Annotated in this window: 21 protein-coding genes; 16 read left to right on the top strand and 5 right to left on the bottom strand. The window is 44.5% G+C overall.

Features of this window, described 5'->3' with window-relative positions; translation table 11 throughout:
• Positions 1 to 93: 93 nt before the first annotated feature.
• Positions 94 to 723: a peptide-methionine (S)-S-oxide reductase MsrA gene (gene msrA, locus K08M4_RS01725; RefSeq protein ID WP_086048666.1), complete on the top strand. Its 630-nt coding sequence runs from the start codon at positions 94 to 96 to the stop codon at positions 721 to 723.
• 271 nt (positions 724 to 994) lie between these two features.
• On the opposite strand, the gene K08M4_RS01720 is transcribed toward msrA, so the two are convergent.
• Positions 995 to 1195, bottom strand: coding sequence for a DUF1107 family protein (locus K08M4_RS01720; protein WP_086048665.1), 201 nt, complete (start codon positions 1193 to 1195; stop codon positions 995 to 997).
• 251 nt (positions 1196 to 1446) lie between these two features.
• Here K08M4_RS01720 and K08M4_RS01715 point away from each other — a divergent pair, with 251 nt between their 5' ends.
• The 7 genes from K08M4_RS01715 to K08M4_RS01685 all read left to right on the top strand — a co-directional run bounded on the left by K08M4_RS01715 (position 1447) and on the right by K08M4_RS01685 (position 7222).
• The gene (locus K08M4_RS01715; RefSeq protein ID WP_086048664.1) at positions 1447 to 1998 is read left to right on the top strand and encodes a YtfJ family protein; all 552 of its coding nucleotides are present in this window, start codon (positions 1447 to 1449) and stop codon (positions 1996 to 1998) included.
• 90 nt (positions 1999 to 2088) lie between these two features.
• Positions 2089 to 2379 (top strand): DUF2607 domain-containing protein, encoded by a 291-nt coding sequence (locus K08M4_RS01710; protein WP_086048663.1) that lies wholly within the window; start codon positions 2089 to 2091, stop codon positions 2377 to 2379.
• Between the two features lie 41 nt (positions 2380 to 2420).
• The gene (gene zrgA, locus K08M4_RS01705; protein WP_086048662.1) at positions 2421 to 3158 is read left to right on the top strand and encodes a zinc uptake protein ZrgA; all 738 of its coding nucleotides are present in this window, start codon (positions 2421 to 2423) and stop codon (positions 3156 to 3158) included.
• Between the two features lie 139 nt (positions 3159 to 3297).
• The gene (locus K08M4_RS01700) at positions 3298 to 4014 is read left to right on the top strand and encodes an ABC transporter ATP-binding protein (protein WP_086048661.1); all 717 of its coding nucleotides are present in this window, start codon (positions 3298 to 3300) and stop codon (positions 4012 to 4014) included.
• The gene (locus K08M4_RS01695) at positions 4011 to 5270 is read left to right on the top strand and encodes an ABC transporter permease (RefSeq protein ID WP_086048660.1); all 1260 of its coding nucleotides are present in this window, start codon (positions 4011 to 4013) and stop codon (positions 5268 to 5270) included. The genes K08M4_RS01700 and K08M4_RS01695 overlap by 4 nt, the downstream gene beginning before the upstream one ends.
• A 14-nt stretch (positions 5271 to 5284) precedes the next feature.
• Positions 5285 to 5800, top strand: coding sequence for a DUF3299 domain-containing protein (locus K08M4_RS01690; RefSeq protein WP_086048659.1), 516 nt, complete (start codon positions 5285 to 5287; stop codon positions 5798 to 5800).
• A gap of 513 nt (positions 5801 to 6313) precedes the next feature.
• Positions 6314 to 7222 (top strand): TIGR03899 family protein, encoded by a 909-nt coding sequence (locus tag K08M4_RS01685; protein ID WP_086048658.1) that lies wholly within the window; start codon positions 6314 to 6316, stop codon positions 7220 to 7222.
• A 163-nt stretch (positions 7223 to 7385) separates the two neighbouring features.
• Here the strand turns inward: K08M4_RS01685 and cysC are convergent, their stop codons facing one another.
• From cysC to cysD, 4 genes are all read right to left on the bottom strand, one after another.
• Positions 7386 to 8006, bottom strand: coding sequence for an adenylyl-sulfate kinase (gene cysC / locus K08M4_RS01680; protein ID WP_086048657.1), 621 nt, complete (start codon positions 8004 to 8006; stop codon positions 7386 to 7388).
• Between the two features lie 24 nt (positions 8007 to 8030).
• The gene (locus K08M4_RS01675) at positions 8031 to 9755 is read right to left on the bottom strand and encodes an SLC13 family permease (RefSeq protein ID WP_086048656.1); all 1725 of its coding nucleotides are present in this window, start codon (positions 9753 to 9755) and stop codon (positions 8031 to 8033) included.
• A 65-nt stretch (positions 9756 to 9820) separates the two neighbouring features.
• Positions 9821 to 11251, bottom strand: a complete 1431-nt coding sequence (gene cysN / locus K08M4_RS01670) for a sulfate adenylyltransferase subunit CysN (protein ID WP_086048655.1) — start codon at positions 11249 to 11251, stop codon at positions 9821 to 9823.
• 18 nt (positions 11252 to 11269) lie between these two features.
• A complete protein-coding gene (cysD, locus tag K08M4_RS01665; protein WP_226088532.1) occupies positions 11270 to 12214 on the bottom strand; it encodes a sulfate adenylyltransferase subunit CysD in 945 nt (314 codons plus the stop codon).
• Between the two features lie 415 nt (positions 12215 to 12629).
• On the opposite strand from cysD, the gene K08M4_RS01660 reads away from it, so the two are divergent.
• The 8 genes from K08M4_RS01660 to K08M4_RS01625 all read left to right on the top strand — a co-directional run bounded on the left by K08M4_RS01660 (position 12630) and on the right by K08M4_RS01625 (position 20841).
• Positions 12630 to 14606: a bifunctional 2',3'-cyclic-nucleotide 2'-phosphodiesterase/3'-nucleotidase gene (locus tag K08M4_RS01660; protein WP_086048654.1), complete on the top strand. Its 1977-nt coding sequence runs from the start codon at positions 12630 to 12632 to the stop codon at positions 14604 to 14606.
• A 351-nt stretch (positions 14607 to 14957) separates the two neighbouring features.
• Positions 14958 to 15545: a DedA family protein gene (locus K08M4_RS01655; RefSeq protein WP_086048653.1), complete on the top strand. Its 588-nt coding sequence runs from the start codon at positions 14958 to 14960 to the stop codon at positions 15543 to 15545.
• Positions 15542 to 16675 carry an ATP-grasp domain-containing protein gene (locus K08M4_RS01650; protein WP_086048652.1) on the top strand — a complete coding sequence of 378 codons (1134 nt, stop codon included), beginning with the start codon at positions 15542 to 15544 and terminating at the stop codon, positions 16673 to 16675. Before K08M4_RS01655 ends, K08M4_RS01650 begins: the two co-directional genes overlap by 4 nt.
• Before the next feature lie 19 nt (positions 16676 to 16694).
• Positions 16695 to 17237 carry a hypothetical protein gene (locus K08M4_RS01645; RefSeq protein ID WP_086048651.1) on the top strand — a complete coding sequence of 181 codons (543 nt, stop codon included), beginning with the start codon at positions 16695 to 16697 and terminating at the stop codon, positions 17235 to 17237.
• 2 nt (positions 17238 to 17239) lie between these two features.
• Entirely contained in the window at positions 17240 to 17989 is a 750-nt protein-coding gene (locus tag K08M4_RS01640) for an NRDE family protein (RefSeq protein WP_017078812.1), read from the top strand.
• Positions 17990 to 17998: 9 nt separating this feature from the next.
• Positions 17999 to 18436, top strand: coding sequence for a YHS domain-containing (seleno)protein (locus K08M4_RS01635; protein WP_086048650.1), 438 nt, complete (start codon positions 17999 to 18001; stop codon positions 18434 to 18436).
• 12 nt (positions 18437 to 18448) lie between these two features.
• Positions 18449 to 20203, top strand: a complete 1755-nt coding sequence (locus tag K08M4_RS01630) for a bifunctional lysophospholipid acyltransferase family protein/GNAT family N-acetyltransferase (protein WP_086048649.1) — start codon at positions 18449 to 18451, stop codon at positions 20201 to 20203.
• Positions 20204 to 20274: 71 nt separating this feature from the next.
• On the top strand, positions 20275 to 20841 hold the full coding sequence (locus K08M4_RS01625) for a Crp/Fnr family transcriptional regulator (RefSeq protein ID WP_004735262.1): 567 nt from the start codon (positions 20275 to 20277) through the stop codon (positions 20839 to 20841).
• Positions 20842 to 20847: the final 6 nt, after the last annotated feature.

Genomic DNA, 20847 nt, shown 5'->3' with positions numbered 1-20847 from the left:
ATGTAAAGACTTAATCAATATTGACCAACAGTTAATATGAACCCAAGTAAAATAAAAGCCAGCGCGGTAAACGTATGCGAAAAGGAATATAACATGCTAAACAAACAACAAATGGTTTCTGCAGCAACCGCACTACCAGGACATACTGACCCAATTCGAATCACTGAGCGTCATTTCGTCAATCAAACCGATCTGCTTGATGCGCCTACGGGCTCTCAACAAGAAGTCCTACTTGGTATGGGATGCTTCTGGGGAGCTGAGCGTTTGTTCTGGCAGTTGGACGGCGTTATTTCAACATCCGTTGGCTACGCTGGTGGATACACGATTAACCCCACTTATGAGCAGGTATGTAGCGGACAAACCGGCCATACCGAAGTGGTTCGTGTCATTTTTGATAGCGAACAAACGTCTTTAGCTCGAATACTTGAGACCTTTTGGGAACGCCATGACCCAACTCAAGGTATGCGCCAAGGCAACGATTTAGGGACTCAATACCGTTCTGCTATATACACCTTCAGCGAAGAACAACAGACTATCGCTGAGCACTCTAAACGTGAATACCAACGAGCAATGACTGAATCATTAGGCAACGAGATCACGACGGAAGTTCTACCTGCTGGAAAATATTTTTTCGCAGAAACCTACCACCAGCAATACCTAGCTAAAAATCCGAATGGTTATTGCGGGTTAGGTGGAACAGGTGTGTGCTTCCCTCCGCAATAATGTGTTATACCAATCACAGTAAGTAAGTGATCATAAATAACGCAGGAAAAATGCTTGAGAACAAGGCAGAAATTTTCGATAAGTAGTTATTCTACAATCAAAATTTCTAACGATGTTATCGAGTGTTTTAACCAGCTAGGATGAACAGTTATTTACTACGATTGGTATTAGGCATACAAACTAGAACTTCATCTATTAAAAAAGGGCTTCCATTAGGAAACCCTTTTTTATTGTTAATCTATTTGAAGCAATTCAACTCAATAAAAGTCAATTAGACCGGCAAAGCAGCAATGGTGCCGTTAACTTCTTTAAAAATAGTGAGCTTTTGTTTGTCTGAAACTTCAGGGAGAAGCACCTTGCCTTGGTCGAAGCGAAACTCTCCGATACCCTCAATAGCAAACTGGCCTTTGAACAGGACTTTAACGAAACGCGCCACCTGATGTGGTCGGTAAGTAGAAAAATTTCTTAACATAATACAACCTCAATTCCATTTGAGTACTACAGTCACGCACCTGAACACCAACGTATTCAAAGCACATTCAATCGCTAATTCCCTTAGCATACAGCAAGATAATCTATTGTTCATCTCGACATTGATGCATTATACCTTTTGGTAACAAGCCTGCAACTTATTTCTACGTCGTACGATAAAAAGTTAAAGAGGCATTTTTCAAATTTCATATTATACTTCCAGAGCAAACCAATAAGCGGAACAAAAATATAATGAAAAACAAAACTCTACTGGCTTTTTTAGCCGCAGCCTCTCCACTCTTCGCCAATGCTCACAACTTATCTGTAGGTGAAACTCTGCCTGCTGTCGATGTTAGCAACTATGGTGAAATCGTACTAAACGACGGAAATACTGGATATCAAGCTTGGGCAACCAATGATCTTCTAGGTAAAGTTCGCGTCGTTCAAGCTATTGCTGGCCGTAGCAGCTCAAAAGAACTCAACGCACCACTAATGGCAGCCATTACAGCATCGAAATTCGCAGAAGACAGCTACCAAACCACGACCATCATCAACCAAGATGATGCGATTTGGGGAACTGGATCTTTTGTTAAATCGTCAGCAGAAAGTAGTAAAGAAGAATTTCCATGGTCTTCTATGGTGCTAGATGAAGACGGAACCGTAGCGTCATCATGGGCTTTAAAAGATGAGAGCTCAGCGATTATCGTTCAAGACAAGCAAGGTAAAATATTGTTTGTTAAAGAAGGGGCATTAAACGACTCAGAAGTCACTCAAGTCATTGAGTTGATTAAAGCGAGCCTTTAATAAGATATTCGCGTCTTTTTCGAGACCTGACCAAAGGATATTGTTATATTATAACAGTATCCTTTTTTAATTCTGTGGTTAATCATCCTGATGTGGAAAAACACACCTAATAATGTGAAACGTAAAACAGGCTTCTTGCTTGGGCTGATGCTCATGTTGAGCGTGTTAGCAGCGACACACATTGTGGATATCGACCCACATCATCATTCTTCACATCATTGTGAACTGTTTTCGATAAATCAGTTCATTACGGCGCATTCACTGCCACAGATCCCAGAGTTCCATTCGGAATTTACTGTCGCTATCACAGAGTCAGTCATTTCGTTACAGCGCCTGTATTTCGCTTATTTAGCACGTTCACCTCCTGTAAATATCGCTTAATTACCACTACTTTTTAATTAACCTTTATTCAGGAAAAAAACATGAAACCTACTATTTTAGCCGTTGTTATCGGCATGACTGTCTCAACGAATGTTCTAGCTAACGAAGAATTCCGCTCTCACGAAGCACACGTGCACGGTAAAGTTGAAGTGAACATCGCTCAAGATGGGCAAGAGCTGCTTGTTGAAGTAACAGCTCCCGGCGCTGATGTGGTTGGCTTTGAACATGCTCCAGAAACTGCCGAGCAAAAGAAAGTGTTTGAACAAGCGATTACGCAACTGAACAAGCCAGAAGAACTATTTGGTTTCAACAATGCAAGCTGTACTTTGAAGTTTAAGTCAGTGACGAACACCCTAGAAGACGATCATGATGACCATGAAGGCCATGACCACGCTGAAGGCGAACATGACGACCACGAAGGTCATGACCACGCAGAACACGGTCATGACGACCACGAAGGCTATGACCACGCAGAACACGATCATGACGACCACAAAGGCCATGACCATGCAGAACACGATCATGACGACCACGAAGGCCATGACCATGCTGAGCACGATCATGATGACCACGAAGGCCATGACCACTCAGAAGGCGGCCACGGTGAGTTCACTGTCGAGTACCACTACCAATGTTCTGACATTGAAAAACTGGATACCGTGAATACTCAGTGGTTCTCTAAGTTCAGCAACACAAAATCAATGACTGTGAACCTGCTAACTGACAGTGCTCAAATTCAAGAAGTGCTTAACGCAGATCGTATTAGTTTTCGATTCTAATTAGCATTAGATTGAATTAAACGTAGATAAGCAGCCAAGTAAGTATTCACTTACTTGGCTGTACAAATCGGTGTGCTCTGGGAATTTATTATTCTAATAACTGTCCAGTAGAGACACCGCTTTAATTATTGGAGCTAATATGTCTTTTGACAGTTCATCACTTGTGGTCAAACTCGAAAATATCAGCTTTCGTTGGAAGCCTGAATTGCCCTCAACGCTAGAGATCCCCTCACTGCATATCCAAGCCCAAGAGCACCTTTTCATCAAAGGGCCTAGTGGTTGCGGGAAATCAACATTGTTAGGGTTACTGACCGGAATCAACCAAGCTGAACAAGGCGAAGTATCTATCCTTGGCCAAGATCTCACACAGCTAACACCTCGCCAGAGAGACAAATTCAGAGCCGATCATATTGGTTATATATTCCAACAATTTAACCTGCTTCCTTACTTGTCAGTCATCGACAACGTGACGCTTCCTTGTCAGTTTTCTAAGATTCGTAAGCAGCAAGTCACTGAAAGTCAGAACAGCCTGCAAGCAACCGCTCAAGAGTTGTTGCTCAGATTAAAGCTACCTCAAGCCTTAATGAACAAACCTGTTACTGAGCTGAGTATTGGTCAACAGCAACGTGTCGCTGCAGCTCGCGCTCTAATCGGCCAACCAAAGATCATCATTGCCGACGAACCAACATCGGCTTTGGATCATGACAACCGAGAAGCCTTCATCGAACTGTTGCTAGAACAAGCGAATCAGGCGGGTTCTACCCTGATCTTTGTTAGTCACGATCCAACATTAGAAAAACTGTTCACTCGAACCATAGATTTAAAAACCGTTAACCAAGCTAAGGTTGTCGTATGAAAGTAATTACTCACTTAGCCTTAAAAAGCGTACTCAACCGTAAAGCCACAGCCATTCTAACTATTCTCACTGTGGCGGTGTCAGTCATTCTATTACTCGGTGTGGAACGTGTAAGAACCGAAGCTAAGAGCAGCTTTGCGAATACGATTTCAGGTACTGACCTTATCGTCGGTGGCCGCTCTGGTCAGGTAAACCTGCTGCTTTATTCCGTATTTAGAATCGGTAATGCGACCAACAACATCGACTGGAAAAGCTATGAAGAATTTAGCCAGCACAACGCAGTAAAGTGGGCGATACCCATCTCATTGGGAGATTCGCATAAAGGTTTCCGTGTAATGGGGACTAACCATAGCTACTTCGAAAACTATCGCTATGGAAGTAAGCAACCACTTACTTTTAAGCAGGGTAAGGAGTTTAAACAGCTATTTGATGTAGTGATTGGGGCTGATGTCGCGAAGAAGTTAGATTACAGAATCGGTGATCACATCATTCTTGCACACGGTATCAGTGATGTTGCCTTTAGTCGCCATGATAACCTGCCCTTCACAATTGTCGGAATACTCGCGCCAACTGGCACACCAGTAGATAAAACAGTGCATGTTTCGTTAGAGGCGATTGAAGCGATTCACGTGGGCTGGGAATCAGGAGCCAACCTAGGGCACACGCCAGATGCAGAAACATTAAAGACCTACGATTTCCAACCTAAGCAGATTACCGCGATGATGGTTGGCCTTAAATCGAAAATCCAAACCTTTGCACTGCAACGAGAAATCAATAACTATCGCCAAGAACCTTTGAGCGCCATTATGCCGGGTATTGCGCTTCATGAATTGTGGGGAATGATGGCCGTTGCAGAACAAGCGCTACTGATTGTTTCAGGGTTTGTTGTAGTCGCGGGACTATTAGGAATGCTAAGTAGCCTACTGACTAGCTTGCAAGAAAGACGTCGAGAGATGGCTATTCTGCGCGCGATGGGAGCAAGGCCTCGTCATGTGTTTGGTTTACTGATCAGTGAAGCAAGTGCCCTAACCTTCCTCGGTATCACATTGGGTGTTGCCGTGTTGTTTGCCCTGATCGCAGTAGTTGCTCCTATTGTGCAACAAAGTTATGGTATCAACATATCGATATCCGCAATCACACCTCATGAGTGGAAACTGCTTATGTTGGTGCAAGTTGCCGGAATCATTATCGGCTTTATTCCCGCTTTCAGGGCTTACCGTCAGTCATTGTCTGATGGCATGACTATTCGAATCTAAAATAGGAACCTACGATGCAACGCAAATTCTTACTGATACTTGGGTTACTTATGTTCCCATTTATCAGCACAGCTCACGCTGACACCACTCAGGCTGACGAATCGGTATTAACCCTCGATTGGATTGACTTGATTCCAGAGTCAGAGCGAGCACAACTCGACTCATTTGGCATGCCGATGGTTAACCACGACAGTATGGACAAACCTCAACAGTCGACACTTGGCGCTGTTCGTCCGGAGTTGAATGGCAGCACAGTTAAGATTCCTGGCTTTGTGATTCCGTTGGAAGGCGATGAGAATATGATCACTGAGTTTCTGCTCGTGCCATACTTTGGCGCATGTATCCACGTACCGCCGCCGCCGCCGAACCAAATCATCTATGTGAAGTTCCCTAAAGGTGCACCAATCCAGCAATTATGGGATGTGGTCTATTTAGTCGGTACGCTGAAAACGGAGTCAATAAGCCATGACTTGGCGCAAACGGGGTATCTTATTGAAGGTACTGCGATTGAAGAATACGATGACATGTAGTTATTAGAAGGGTGGCTCAAGGATGAGCTGCCGTCACTGAACAAGTAATATTATTCAATAACAGTTTAATAACGATGATTTTATTCTAAATTACACGATGTAATTAGATAAGTAAGCTAGCACAGCCACATAAGTAGCGAGTAATAACCCTATACTAAGCTGTTTCTTCAGCTTGTTATCATTGACTTGATTCATAGCTCCTCCTTGAGAATTACAACAAATTTAACATTTTATTATCATTAGCAAAAGTAAAATTTTGTTGAAACCTTCAACTCTGCACGCAAAATCTAGCCACCAATAAGATAAAGAGTTACATTTTAGACAGTTATACCAATCACAATAAGTAAGTGTTCAGAAATAGCGTAGAAAAAGGCTTGGGAACAAGGCGGGGCTTTTTGATAAGTAGTTATTCTATAATCAAAAATTCTAATGCTGTTATCGAGCGTTTTAACAAGCTAGGGTGAGCAATTATTGACTACGATTGGTATTGAGTCGTCTCCTAACGGTACTCTTATGTCAGAAACCAAACAGCCAGTGATCATTGAGCATGCTAGCGATACACAGCCCAAGCATGAGAAAAAACCTCATATTGCCGACAGTGCAAACAGAATGCTGCACATCGCACAAAGCTTCGGCCTCGATTCCTTACTTAGTCATAGTGCAAAACCAAGCGATAAAGGTGAAAGTACCCTTATCGAACGAGCACTATTACGAGAAAGAAAACGTAAAGAACTTCGTCAAAAGAATCTAGAACAGATTCTAAAGTTGGCACATTCTTCATGTAAGGATGAAGCAGCAGGAGACCCTGATCAGGACTGGCTATACCGTTTCTTCGATATGGCACAAGAGATCCACAATACCTCGATGCAGAGGCTATGGGCTCAGGTACTAAAGAGAGAAGTGACCAACCCAGGCTCAACGTCAATGAAGGCGCTGAAGATCTTACAAGATATGACACCGAAAGAAGCACTCACTCTGCAAAGAGCGGCATCACTTGGCTGTAGCTTTGGTAGCGATAACAGCAGAAAGCTTTTACTCGGTTTTAAATCCCATGCTGGAATCTTCAGTTTTGGTAAAAGGGACACCACCAACACCATCAATCTTGGTGGACACAACCTGCCCTACTCTAGCTTGCTCCACTTGATTGAACTTGGGATTATTCTGGGCACAGAATTAGAATCTGGAGAGATTGATTTCGATCCAGCTCTGCACTTGACTTATCAAGGTAAGGGCATGTCACTAGCACCATTGTCAAAAGGGGTGAAGCTGATTTACTACCGATTCAGCCCTACAGGCAATGAGCTTTGCAACTTACTTGGCAACAAGCCTAACACGCAGTATTACGACCAACTGATTGCGCTATTGAGCCAGAAATTTACGGTTCAGACAGAAGTTAAAAGCAGTGTGAATTACACCGTCTAGACAGTCGAGTCGGTACTGTAAAAAATAGACGGTGTACACAGTGAAGAGTCTTGATAAGTGTAAAGAGAATCTAGAGGATAGGTTTCTTGTCTCGGTAAACCAAAGCTGCACTATTTATCCGCCGAGAATAAGCAGGAGAGCAGCCTTAGTCATACCAGCGATCTCAGTTGGCTAAAATATTACGTTTCTCTAAAGCATCAATACACAATTCGACCAGTTCATCGAGTGTCTTTTCGCCCGCAGGTAAGTCGATTTCTGGGTTGCGAGGCGCTTCATAAGCTGAACTAATACCTGTGAAGTTCGGGATTTCTCCCGCACGTGCTTTCTTATATAGGCCTTTAGGGTCACGCTGCTCACAAACCTCGAGTGGCGTGTTCACAAACACCTCTAAAAACTCGCCTTCGGGTAGCAAGTCTCGCACTAACTGTCTTTCAGCTTGATGTGGAGAAATAAACGCTGACAACACGATCAAACCCGCATCCGCCATCAATTTAGCGAGCTCACCAATACGACGAATATTCTCTCGACGGTCTTGCTCAGAGAAGCCAAGGTCGCTACATAATCCATGACGGACATTGTCGCCATCCAATAAGTAAGTATGGTAACCAAGCTGTGCCAAGCGATTTTCTAATGCTCCAGCGACTGTCGACTTCCCAGAACCAGATAATCCCGTGAACCAGAGCACAGCTGGCTTTTGTGATTTCAGATTAGAGCGAAATGCTTTATCAATCGAGTGTTGATGCCACACAACATTCTCATCTTTTGGTTTGAGTATTGCGGTCATAATTAGTCCTTTAAATAAACAGCATTAAAATGGGAAAAAGTAAGGAATTAGGGTCAACACCAAACCCGAATAGACAATCGAGATTGGGATGCCGATACGTAGATAATCCGTGAGATGGTAATTACCTACGCTATAAACAAGTAAGTTGGTTTGGTAGCCGTATGGCGAAATAAAACTGGCACTGGCACCAAACAGAACCGCCATAATAAACGGCATTGGGTCAACGCCATAACCGACAGCCATACTGTAGCCAATTGGGAACGAGAGTGCCGCCGCCGCATTATTGGTCACCAACTCAGTCAGGACCAACGTCATGAAATAGGTCGCGACTAGCGCTCCAAACACACCCCAGCCATTAAAGGCTTCCATAAACATCAGCCCCATTCGCTCAGACAACCCAGATGAAATCATCAGTTGAGCAATAGAGAGTGCCGAACCAACGATCACGACAATATCGACGGGGAAGCGGCGGCGAAGCTCACCAAGTTGTACTACGCCAAATACCACCAGCAATAATAAAAATCCCGCGAGCCCTTTAATAATCGGGACTACATCAGCGAGCGATAACCCAATCACACTAGCAAATCCGAGCAACACAAACGTCGATTTATCGGCATCAAGCTTGGCGCTTGAGTCTAGATCGTTCATCAACACAAACTCTTTATTGTGTTGTTGACGCTGTTCTTCAAAACGTTTTCCTGGAACCAAAATCAAGGTATCGCCAGCGGTTAATGTGATGTTTCCAAGGCCACCTTCAAGGCGTTCATGACCACGACGAATGGCAACCACAACCGCATCGAAGCGATCTCTGAACTGGCTGGTTTTGAGGGTTTTATTACAGAAGCTTGCCGATGAACTGACTACGACCTCAACAAAGCTCTGGCCGTTCAGGTGGTGCTGACCAAACAGAGTTAGCCCTTGGATCTCTTGCAGTGTTGCAACACTCTCGACATCACCACAAAACAGTAGTCGATCACGAGCTTGAAGTATGAAGTCAGGGTCTATAGACGCGGTTGTTTTACCGTCTCGAATCACTTCCGCTAAGAACAGTTTTCTCAATGCTCTGAGGTTATTCTCGCTGACGCTGCGGCCAACTAAAGGAGAACCCGGCTCAACTCGCGCCTCGAGAAAGTAAGGTAGATCGTCTTGAGAGCCATCGTCGTAGCTGGGTAAGAAGTAGCTCAGAGGAATGAGGATCAACACACCACCGACTAAGACAGCTAAACCGATCAAGGTCGGTGTGAAAAAGTTTAGGCTCGGCAAACCCGCATCTTCAACGAAGCTATTGATGATCAAGTTGGTAGAGGTGCCGATCAATGTCAGTGTTCCACCTAAGATGGCAGCATATGACAAAGGAATAAGTAATTTAGATGGCGCATGTTGTTGATTACGTTTGATCGCCCCGATCAAAGAGACAACCACCGCGGTGTTATTGGTAAAAGAAGAAAGTAGCGCTGTGGAAATACCCAACTTCGCAACCACTGTACCTAGCCGACCTTCAGAGATATTGCGGCTAACCCAGCTGATTAAGCGAGTTTTCTCCAACGCACTTGATGCGAGGATCAGAAGAATTAAAGTCAGTAACGAGGAGTTAGTGAAATTATTGGCTAGGCTCGACAAGTCGATCATGCCAGCCATAAAAGCAATAAACGCCGCGCCAGCAAAGATAAAGCTTGGCTTAATACGGGTAACGAGCAGGCAAGTAATGATGCCGAGCAAAATCGCTAATACAAATCCTTGTTGCCACATATACCCGTCCTTTATGGCGGAAACGATCGGTTTCCGCCTGATTCAATAAGCTGGTACTTGGTCGTTTATGACTTCAGTAGTTGGCTTAGATCTTTGGCATCCCAATGAGGGAAGTGCTTGCGTACCAATGCGTTGAACTCAAGTTCAAATGCAGAGAAGTTGCCAACTTGCTGTTCAACAGAGTCCAAACGGTCTCGAATCAAACCCGCACCAACCGTCACGTTAGTTAATCGGTCGATAACGATGAAACCACCGGTATCAGCACTCTCACGGTATTTATCCAGCGCGACAGTCTCGTTCAGTGACCATTCACACAAGCCAATGCCATTCAGTGGCAACTCATCGACAGCGTAAGTCGACAGGTTGTTGATGTCATATTGGTGACGAACCGTTTCAACCTGACCGACGGTTTTCTTGCCTGCGATTTTGATGTCGTAAGCTTTGCCCGGTTGCAGTGGTTGTTCTGTCATCCACACGATGTCAGCCAATACATAGTTAGTAGATTCAATTTGCGCGTTTTCCAGCACAATCAAATCACCACGACTGATATCGATCTCATCTTCAAGAGTCAGCGTTACCGCCAAACCGGCTTGTGCTGATTCAAGTTCACCATCAAAGGTCACAATGCTTGCCACCTTCGAGGTTTTACCTGAAGGCAATGCCTTGATTTCATCACCGACGCTGACACGACCAGAAGCGACTGTGCCGGCAAAGCCACGAAAATCTAAGTTAGGACGATTGACATACTGCACAGGGAATCGGAATTCACCCGCAGAGCGTTTTTGGTCAATATCGACGTTCTCTAGCACTTCTAATAGAGATGGGCCTTCGAACCATGCAAGCTCTTTACTTGGCGCTGCAACGTTGATGCCTTCAAGCGCCGAAACTGGCAGAATCTGAATGTTAGTTTCGCCCTCTAAGTTCTCAGCAAACTCTAGATATTGATCGCGAATCTCTTCAAAACGATCTTGTGAATACTCCACCAGATCCATCTTGTTGACTGCGACAATGAAATGCTTCAAACCAAGCAGGTTAGAAATAAACGAGTGACGACGTGTTTGATCCAGAACGCCCTTACGAGCATCAATCAAGATCACAGCCAGATCACACGTTGAAGCGCCGGTTGCCATGTTACGCGTGTACTGCTCATGCCCTGGGGTATCAGCAATAATGAATTTACGCTTTTGAGTCGAGAAGTAACGATAAGCCACATCGATCGTAATCCCTTGCTCACGCTCAGCCTGCAGACCATCAACAAGCAGTGCCAAGTCAGGCTTCTCACCTGTGGTACCCACTCGTTGGCTATCTGAGTGAACCGCCGCTAGCTGATCTTCATAAATCTGTTTTGTATCATGGAGTAAACGGCCGATTAAGGTACTTTTACCATCATCTACCGAGCCACAAGTTAAAAATCTAAGCATAGATTTATGCTGATGCTGACTTAGATAACCTTCAATCCCTAGTTCAGCCAATTCGGCTTCTACTGCACTATTCATTTTTCTTTCCTTAGATTCTTAGAAATAACCTTGGCGCTTTTTCAGCTCCATAGAGCCCGACTGATCATGGTCAATCGCTCGACCTTGACGCTCACTAGACGTCGCCACCAGCATTTCTTCAATAATGCCTGTTAGCGTATTCGCCTCAGATTCAACCGCTCCGGTTAATGGGTAACAGCCTAAAGTACGAAAACGAACGCTTTTCTCTTCAATCACTTCACCTTCTTGCAGTTCCATACGGTCATCATCAACCATGATCAGCATGCCATCACGCTCAACCACAGGACGTTTATCTGAAAGGTAAAGTGGAACAATATCGATGCTCTCTAGGTAGATGTATTGCCAGATATCGAGCTCAGTCCAGTTAGATAGCGGGAAGACACGAATGCTTTCGCCCTTATTAACCTGGCCGTTGTAGGTATGCCAAAGCTCTGGACGCTGATTCTTTGGATCCCATGTATGGTTCTTATCGCGGAAAGAATAAACACGCTCTTTCGCTCGAGATTTTTCTTCATCACGACGTGCACCTCCGAAAGCGGCATCGAACCCGTACTTGTTTAACGCCTGCTTAAGGCCCTGTGTTTTCATGATGTCCGTGTGCTTCGAAGAACCATGTACGAATGGGCTACAACCCATCTCAATACCTTCTGGGTTCTTATGTACTAAAAGGTCAAAGCCGTACTTTTTAGCCGTACGATCACGAAACTCAATCATCTCGCGGAATTTCCAATCCGTATCAACGTGCAATAGTGGGAATGGAATCTTGCCTGGATAAAACGCTTTGCGAGCTAAATGAAGCATCACAGAAGAATCTTTACCGATGGAGTACATCATCACTGGGTTATCAAACTCAGCCGCCACTTCACGGATAATATGAATACTTTCCGCTTCGAGCTGCTTTAGGTGGGTTAAACGTTCTTGGTCCATTTCAGTGCTTCCTTTAAGGCTCGCGTTACGAGCAATTCATTACTTGGTCTTACCAAGCATGGGATTTAACTCATCCACTTAAGTGAATGGGAGTATTGGCACTAGAAGAAAACAGAAGCTTCGTTTTGAGCTATCCTTGCTATTCGTCTGCCTGATACGTCCTTGATATAAGCATTATGACGAGCCTCTCATATTACTGGAAATTCTAAAATTTCATTTTTTATTCGAAAAGCTGATAAGGGACTGAATTTATCGATAAGCAGGTGAAATGAATGGACTAATATTATCGATATAAATTGCGTATCGATTGAGCAGCTTTGGGAGGCGCCTTGCAGAACACCATAAAGGAATCGATCTAAGTCACGAATTAACATTCGTTGTAATCATTGTTTCATTCCATTTTGTTACATTACGCAACGAATTTTCTACTAATCCACTTTGGAGCTCCAAAATGAAAGTTGCAATGAAACCTTTGTCATTGGCTGTACTTGCGGGTCTTGGTCTGACTTTAGCAGGCTGTACAACAACACCAGATACCGATGAAGTGATTAAATTACGTGTCGTAGAAACGACGGATATCCATACCAACCTAATGGATTACGACTACTACAAAGACAAGCCATCGAAAAAAATCGGCTTAGCACGTACTGCAACTCTAGTAAAAGAAGCTCAAAGCGAAGTAACCAACAGCGTATTAGTTGATAACGGTGACTTGCTGCAAGGTAGCCCTATGGGTGACTACATGGCAGACAAAGGCATCGAAGCGGGCGAAGTTCACCCTGCATATAAAGCAATGAACCAACTAAATTACGACGCTGCAAACCTAGGTAACCATGAATTCAACTACGGTCTTGAGTTCCTAAAAGAGTCTATCAACGACGCTGATTTCCCATACATCAGTGCTAACGTTTACGACGCAGAAAACAAAGAACACTACTTCACGCCTTACATCATCAAGACACACACCTTTGAAGATACTGCTGGCGTAGAACATGAAGTGAAAGTGGGTTATATCGGTTTTGTTCCACCACAAATCATGACGTGGGATAAGAAGAACCTTGAAGGTAAAGTGACCGCTCGCGATATCATTGAGACAGCTAACGAGTTAGTGCCTCAAATGAAAGCGGAAGGCGCTGAAGTCATCGTTGCTATCCCTCACTCAGGCGTATCAACTGACCCATACAAAAATGGCGAAGAGAACTCAACGTTCTACCTATCTGAAGTAGACGGCATTGATGCTATCGCATTCGGCCACTCTCACGCCGTGTTCCCAGGTAAAGGTTTTGATGACATTCAAGGCATCGACAACGAAACGGGCACAATGAACGGCGTTGCAGCAGTAATGCCTGGTCGTTGGGGTAGCCACGTTGGTGTCATGGATCTAACACTTGCACAAAAAGACGGTAAGTGGGAAGTCGTTAAAGGCCAATCAGAAGCACGCCCTATCTACGACAAAATCGAAAAGAAATCTCTTGCTGACGCTGATACTGGTATCGTTAAAGCACTAGAAGCAGATCACATAGGTACACGTGATTTCGTTAACCAACCAATCGGTAAAGCAAGCGACGTGATGTACAGCTTCTTGGCACTTGTTCAAGACGATCCAACAGTACAGATTGTTAACCTTGCACAAAAAGATTACGTAGAGCGTTTCATTCAAGGTGACCCTGATCTAGCCGATATTCCTGTCCTTTCAGCAGCAGCTCCATTTAAAGCGGGTGGCCGTAAGAATGACCCAGCGAACTTTACTGAAGTAGAGTCTGGTCAACTAACGTTCCGTAACGCGGCTGACTTATACCTTTACCCGAACACGCTAGTTGCGATGAAGGTAACCGGTAAAGAAGTAAAAGAGTGGCTAGAGTGTACTACAGGTCAATTCCAACAAATCGACGTAAACAGCACTGCACCTCAGCAGCTTATTGATTGGGATGGCTTCCGCACTTACAACTTTGATGTTATCGATGGCGTTGAGTACCAAATTGATGTTACACAGCCAGCAAAATATGATGGTAACTGTAAGGTTATTAACGAAGGTTCTGAGCGTATCGTTGGTCTAACTTACCAAGGTAAGCCAATCGATATGAAGCAAGACTTCATCATCGCGACCAACAACTACCGTGCATACAGCAATAAGTTCCCTGGTACGGGTGAAGACTTCATCGCATTTGATGCACCAGATGAGAACCGTACTGTTCTAGCGAACTACATATCTCGAGTGAGCAAAGAGCAAGGTCAAGTGAGCCCAACGGCTGATAACAACTGGTCATTTGCGCCAATCAAAACGGATAAAAAGCTAGATATCCGCTTTGAAACGTCTCCAAGCGAGAAAGCGGCAGAGTTCATCAAAGAAAAGGGTCAATACCCGATGAAACGCGTTGCGACTGACGATGTTGGTTTTGCTGTTTACCAGATTGACCTAACTAAATAGATTGCTTAAGTAATCGATAGTTAATGTTCTGAAAGGCTGAGTTTAACGACTCAGCCTTTTTCTTTTTCATATGGGATCCCCATATCCAACGCCCTACTTTCAACGCCAAATACTCGATAGATCCACTTTAAAATCACCATATTTTTCGCTTTAAGATCCACTTTAAAAACACCATATTTTCGCTTTAAGATCGACTTAAACAACGCATTCCAAACCACGGATTGAATCAAGCTCGCACAAAAAATCCTCAATCATCTGTAAGTTTTTCTCAGCTCCTCCTGTCTATTTAATTTACTACACTCAATGAATGGCCATTAAGCCATTCGTTAATAGGATAGATAAGGACATTTGATGGGCACCATCGAGAGCATTCAAGCATGGTTAAATTCAGGGGAGGAGTCGCTGTTATGGCTGATGCTTGGCATTATTGCGCTTTCTTACCTGCTTGAAGATCTGGCGATTGTTACCGCTGCCGGTTTAGCCACTCAAGGGCTCATTCTTCCTCAATATGCCCTGCTTGCCATTTTCATCGGCATTGCCACGGGTGACTTAGGTCTTTATTACCTAGGTAAATCAGGACGTTATTTCCGAAGCGTTCGTTACAAAGCTCTCACTAATAAGTACTTTCGTGCACTTCGCTTTAAATTACGTCAAAACGCGTTCAGCAGTCTGTTTATCATCCGTTTTATTCCCGGGCTTCGTACCGTCGGTTTTACCTTAAGTGGCTTTTTCGCCATCCCACTGCCTACTTTCTTATTTGCCGTTATTAGTGCCACTGCGCTCTGGACTGGCATTGTCTTCTCTGCCATCTACTATTTAGGGACATCAGCGTGGCTGCAAGCCTCTGAATATCAATGGATCATCATCCCGTGTGCCATCGCTTTGCTGTTTATCGGTAATCGATTAATGAATAAAACCTACTCTAGAGGATTATCATGAGTTCACCGCAAGATATTCGCATCATTCCAGCGCATCAAATTAATGCAGGCATGCCCCTGCTTGAAAAAGATACCGTGCGCAGTGTCTCTCCTTACGAGTTTCTTCCAACTTGGTTTTTCTACACGCCAGTGGTGATTCAAAGCCTGATGCAAGGGTTACGACACTTTGACTGGGCGCTCCCGCTCATCGCCAATCCGAGCATCAAACTCAGTGGTATGGTCGGCGAATCAAAGCACGAGATATTGAGCCTTGCCGGATCTTCAAGTCAACGTTGGATCTCACCGTTCATTACCCTAACCAAAACGGATCTCAGCGGTAAGAAACAAGCTGAAGATGCACGCCGCGCACTCATACAATCCGATCTCGATTTTCCGATTGTGGCCAAACCGGATCTTGGCTGCCGAGGTGTTGGCGTCAAGCTGATCAACACACAAGATCAACTTGAGCAGTATGTTGAATCTTTCCCAAATAACGCTCGCTTTCTATTGCAAGAAAAGGCGCCTTATCAAGCCGAAGCGGGTGTTTTCTATGTTCGCTACCCAAACAAAAAGCAAGGCGAGATCATCTCGATCACACTCAAATACGCACCCATGGTGGTGGGTGATGGCAGCTCGACACTCAAACAATTAATTGAAAATAGCCCGCGTGCTGGGCAGATTAGTCACCTTTATCTACCAAGACATGAAGATAAATTGGATCAAGTGCTCGCAGAGAGCGAAGAGTTCCAACTCGCGTTCGCAGGAAGCCATAGCCGTGGCTGCATCTTCCGCGATGGCAATCAATACATCACTCGGGCTTTAACTGAACGTTTAGACGAGATATTCGATGACTTCGATGGTTTTCATTTTGGCCGACTCGACGTCAAGTTTAAGGACATGCACAGCCTAATGAACGGCGAGGATTTCACGATCCTTGAGGTCAATGGCGCAAGCAGTGAGGCAGGGCATATCTGGGATCGCAATACACCGCTGCGAGAGATATTTTCTACGCTACTTCTGCAATACCGTATTCTTTTTGATATTGGCGCTCAGCAAAAACAACGAGGCCATAAGACTCCTTCTTTCAAGAGCTTATTCGCTGCGTGGCAAGAAGAGCGACGTCTTGTTCAACAATATCCGACCACTGACTAACTTTGTACGAGGACCATGAATGAACCCCATAGCCCAACCGATCGCCCTCACTTCTTTCTCTCCTAGTATCAAAGGAGCGGTAGAGATATTGAATCAGGGTCTAGAGTTTTTGTTAGCGATATCTGACAGCGACTATCTGACACGAGCAAAGCCGCACGTCACAAGCTCTATTGGTGAGCATACTCGTCACACGCTCGATCTTTTTCACGCTTTAATTTTAAAAGAGAATGCGACCGTTGATTACAACACTCGCCGTCGTGGTCATCCCGTCGAATACGACCGCTCAATTGCAGTAAAAGAGATCCATTATGTGATCAACTGGCTTGAACGACTAGACCGCAGAGATCTCGAAGCGCCTATCATGATCCAAACCGAAGTTTCAATGGATACACAAGTATTCGCCAGCCTGCCTTCTACGTTAGAAAGAGAGGTCACCTTTGCTGCTCTGCATGCCAATCATCACTATGCGATGATCAAGGTGATCACGACCTTTCTTGATGTCGAAACATGCAATACCTTTGGTTATGCCCCAACCACCAGCAGCTATCTGAGGGAGCAATAATCATGTGTTCAGTATCTTGGCTGCTTGAAGAAAATGGTTATCAGGTCTTTTTTAACCGTGACGAACAAAAGACGCGAGCACTAGCAATGCCGCCTAAACAGTATCGAGTTAACGGCGTCGATATCATCATGCCACTCGACCCAACTGGCGGTGGTAGCTGGATCAGTATCAATGAGTTCGGGCTTTCACTATGCCTACTCAATAACTATCAAGGCATAGTCCCTGTTGGACCTTTAGTCAGCCGTGGTTTGCTACTCAAGAATCTATCATCGAGTCGTAACATCAGTCAGCTCTCTGAAGCATTTCATCAGCTCGACCTGCACTCTTTTGCCCCGTTTACCTTGTTGGCTTTTGCGCCGAACTTAACTCAGAACAATGGGTTGGTTATCGCCTACATGTGGGATGGTATTCAACAGCACATCGTCGACACTGATTCTCCACTCTTCTCATCCGGTGTTGATTTAGAGCGAGTACAAGCCTACCGACAAGCAAAATACGATCAGCTTATGACAACAGGTAAGAATCAGCAGAACTTACTTCAATTTCACTCTCACCATCATAGCGAACAGCCTCATTTAGCGACCTGTATGCATCGTGAAGACGCACATACGGTGAGCTTTACACACTTACGCAATCTACACGGCCAAGCCTCTATGTTTTATGCACCCGGATCGCCTTGTGAACCCATTAAGCCATGCCAGATAAATCAACAGCGCTTTACCTTCGATTTATCACCCGTAATCAATCTATAGGAGTCCATCATGAGAAAACTATTAACCATGGTCATGCTACTTGTTAGCCCATACGTATTTGCCGCCGATGAAATCTACACCGGATTCTTTAGCAGCAAGGCACTCGATGGTTACGATACTGTCGCGTATTTCACTTCAGGCAACCCCGTCGAAGGCAGTAAAAAATTCAGCACCGAGTACAAGGGTGCGGACTGGTATTTCTCTTCTGAAAAGAATCTGACTTTATTTGTTAATAATCCTGAAAAATATGCCCCTCAATATGGTGGCTATTGCGCTTGGGCAGTATCAGCAAAAAGTGATTTTGCACCCGGAGACCCGAACCAATGGACGATTGTTGATAACAAGCTTTACCTCAACTACGACCAAGAGATTAAACAGCGTTGGGAGCAAGACCAAGCACAACATATTCAACAAGCCGATAAAGTTTGGCCGCAACTGATTAAATAAGGTAGCTTCATTATGATTGATAGTCCTTTTCGTTTACCACGTTACACACCTTTTGGTTTAGGTGAGTCTGTTGTCGAGTGGGCAACAGGGCTATCTAAGTTAGACCGACTCTATCAAGATCGACAAAACGAGTTATCTAGTTTCGAATTCATGAATTACACCCTATCGGCGCTCAATATCGATTACTCGGTTGTATCGGGAAGCACGGAAAACATCCCGGAAGAAGGACCGGTGGTGATTGTGGCGAACCACCCACTTGGCGCCATTGAAGGTGTGATCCTTGCCGATCTCGTAGGATCGGTCAGAAAGGATGTGAAGGTTTTGGCCAATGAGTTACTCAAGCGATTGCCTGAACTGGATGATCTTTTCATCGGAGTCGATGTCTTTAACAGTAAAGAATCGAAACGAACCAACGCCAAAGCGATTCGAGATGCCAATCGTCACTTAGCAGATGGTGGACTGCTGATTGTGTTCCCTGCGGGCGAAGTCTCGAGTTACCGCAAAGGGGCAAAGACACTGACAGACATCGAATGGAGCAAATCGGTAGCCAAATTCGTCAAACGTCATCAAGCCACTACGGTACCTATCTTTATCAATGGTAAAAACAGTGAGCTTTTCTATCAAGCTGGCCGTGTCCATCCACTATTAAGAACAGCTCTACTCGGCCGTGAACTCCTCAATAAGCAAGCGACCACGATCGCTATCTCTATTGGCTCTTCGATTCCATACTCAGAAATAAAATCGTTTGAACAAGAAATGGATATCGTCAACTACCTGCGACTCAATACCTACCTGATGAGTCAACAAGATAGCCCGAACACACCAATCCACGCGCCCTCTTTTGATACTCAAGTGATTGCTCCGATTCCACAAGAAGTCTTGGCAATAGAGATCAATTCACTCCCTGAAGAGATGAAATTGCTCGAGCAAGGTGACTTCGAAGTCTACTGCACACCAAGCCAATCAATCCCCAACTTGATGCGAGAAATTGGTCGAGTGAGAGAAGAGAGTTTCCGAGAAGTTGGAGAAGGCAGCGGGCTTGCCTGTGATTTAGATGAGTATGACCTTTACTACCACCAACTGTTTGTTTGGAATAAAACCAAGGCTGAATTAGTGGGTGCATACCGACTTGGTATGGTCGACAAGCTCATCGCTGAGCACGGGCTTGATAACCTCTACTCTCGTAGCCTGTTTAACTACAATCAAGAATTCATCGATACCTTAGACAACAGTATCGAGCTTGGGCGTTCTGTAGTGAGTAAGCCTTATCAAAAGAGCCTTAACTCACTGTTACTCTTATGGAAAGGAATCGCGGCCTTCGTGTATCGTCATCCTCAATACACTCACCTATTCGGCCCAGTCAGTATCAGTAATGATTACAGTCACAATGCTCGTCTGTTGATCGCGACTACCTTATCGATTCACCACTACGATGAGGAAAAGGCGAATCTAGTTTCTCCTTCGTCACCACTCAATACCAGTAATCATGTATTCTGGCAAAATCATCTGTTATCGTCATTGGCGAGTGTTCCTCTGCTCTCTAAAGTGTTAGCGCGTATGGAGCAAGGAAAAGGCCTACCAGTACTACTGCGCCAGTATCTAGGGATGAATGGTAAATTGGTGTGCTTTAACGTCGACCCATCATTTAATGATGCTCTAGATGGCTTGATTGTGGTTAATCTTAAGAAAGTACCATTGAAAACTCTTGCTAAATACATGGGTAGAGAACTCGCTCAAGACTACCTAGAGCAACACACTCGACGCTGATTTAGCCTGCTCTGTACCTATACTCAAATAAGTGCGATGATTTCGACACTTATTTGGGTTAGGTTATTTCCATGCACACCTCTTTTATCGAACAACTACAAAGCTTCGACTTCTCTGAAAGTCAGATTGAATCTCTATTAGCCGTCGCGAAACCGCTTGAGCTGCCAACCAGACACATCCTGATCAATCAAGGTGAGATGGCGAGTTCAATCTACTTTGTACTTGAGGGATTGTGCCACGCTTGCTACCTCACTAATGACGGTAAGCAATACAGCAAAGAGTTCTACTGGGAACAAGACTGGATCATCGGCTTTGAGAGTTTGATAAAAAACCAAGCGTCCCCTTACTTATTAGAAACGCTCACACCAATTACTATGTTAGAACTGCCAATGAACGCAGTTATCGAGTGGCGGGCATCAAACAACCCTCTGTATTTAAAGTTGTTAGAAACTCAGCTGATGCATAAGGAAAATAAAGAACGCTTTATGCTGCTCTATACCCCAGAGCAACGCTATCAGCTTTTCTGCGAGCACTATCCCGACCTTGAACAGCGCTTGAACGACAATCAAATTGCGGCCTATCTAGGAATAACAGCGATCAGCCTGAGCAGAATTAAAGGTCGAATTAACAATAGTTAATGCCAA

It is taken from the genome of Vibrio syngnathi (assembly GCF_002119525.1).
In the GTDB taxonomy this organism is placed as follows: Bacteria; Pseudomonadota; Gammaproteobacteria; order Enterobacterales; family Vibrionaceae; genus Vibrio; species Vibrio syngnathi.
Note: the sequence above shows the minus strand (reverse complement) of the source record. Positions and strands in the feature narration are given on the sequence as shown.

Excerpts from the sequence above, each read along its gene's own strand:
- K08M4_RS01675 (WP_086048656.1), bottom strand. The coding sequence starts at position 9,755 with ATGTGGCAACAAGGATTTGTATTAGCGATTTTGCTCGGCATCATTACT.
- K08M4_RS01655 (WP_086048653.1), top strand. The coding sequence starts at position 14,958 with ATGGGCACCATCGAGAGCATTCAAGCATGGTTAAATTCAGGGGAGGAG.
- K08M4_RS01660 (WP_086048654.1), top strand. The coding sequence starts at position 12,630 with ATGAAAGTTGCAATGAAACCTTTGTCATTGGCTGTACTTGCGGGTCTT.
- K08M4_RS01635 (WP_086048650.1), top strand. The coding sequence starts at position 17,999 with ATGAGAAAACTATTAACCATGGTCATGCTACTTGTTAGCCCATACGTA.
- K08M4_RS01715 (WP_086048664.1), top strand. The coding sequence starts at position 1,447 with ATGAAAAACAAAACTCTACTGGCTTTTTTAGCCGCAGCCTCTCCACTC.
- K08M4_RS01650 (WP_086048652.1), top strand. The coding sequence starts at position 15,542 with ATGAGTTCACCGCAAGATATTCGCATCATTCCAGCGCATCAAATTAAT.
- K08M4_RS01720 (WP_086048665.1), bottom strand. The coding sequence starts at position 1,195 with ATGTTAAGAAATTTTTCTACTTACCGACCACATCAGGTGGCGCGTTTC.
- K08M4_RS01690 (WP_086048659.1), top strand. The coding sequence starts at position 5,285 with ATGCAACGCAAATTCTTACTGATACTTGGGTTACTTATGTTCCCATTT.
- msrA (WP_086048666.1), top strand. The coding sequence starts at position 94 with ATGCTAAACAAACAACAAATGGTTTCTGCAGCAACCGCACTACCAGGA.
- K08M4_RS01625 (WP_004735262.1), top strand. The coding sequence starts at position 20,275 with ATGCACACCTCTTTTATCGAACAACTACAAAGCTTCGACTTCTCTGAA.
- K08M4_RS01630 (WP_086048649.1), top strand. The coding sequence starts at position 18,449 with ATGATTGATAGTCCTTTTCGTTTACCACGTTACACACCTTTTGGTTTA.
- K08M4_RS01640 (WP_017078812.1), top strand. The coding sequence starts at position 17,240 with ATGTGTTCAGTATCTTGGCTGCTTGAAGAAAATGGTTATCAGGTCTTT.
- K08M4_RS01645 (WP_086048651.1), top strand. The coding sequence starts at position 16,695 with ATGAACCCCATAGCCCAACCGATCGCCCTCACTTCTTTCTCTCCTAGT.
- K08M4_RS01685 (WP_086048658.1), top strand. The coding sequence starts at position 6,314 with ATGTCAGAAACCAAACAGCCAGTGATCATTGAGCATGCTAGCGATACA.
- K08M4_RS01710 (WP_086048663.1), top strand. The coding sequence starts at position 2,089 with ATGTGGAAAAACACACCTAATAATGTGAAACGTAAAACAGGCTTCTTG.
- cysC (WP_086048657.1), bottom strand. The coding sequence starts at position 8,006 with ATGACCGCAATACTCAAACCAAAAGATGAGAATGTTGTGTGGCATCAA.
- K08M4_RS01700 (WP_086048661.1), top strand. The coding sequence starts at position 3,298 with ATGTCTTTTGACAGTTCATCACTTGTGGTCAAACTCGAAAATATCAGC.
- zrgA (WP_086048662.1), top strand. The coding sequence starts at position 2,421 with ATGAAACCTACTATTTTAGCCGTTGTTATCGGCATGACTGTCTCAACG.
- cysN (WP_086048655.1), bottom strand. The coding sequence starts at position 11,251 with ATGAATAGTGCAGTAGAAGCCGAATTGGCTGAACTAGGGATTGAAGGT.
- K08M4_RS01695 (WP_086048660.1), top strand. The coding sequence starts at position 4,011 with ATGAAAGTAATTACTCACTTAGCCTTAAAAAGCGTACTCAACCGTAAA.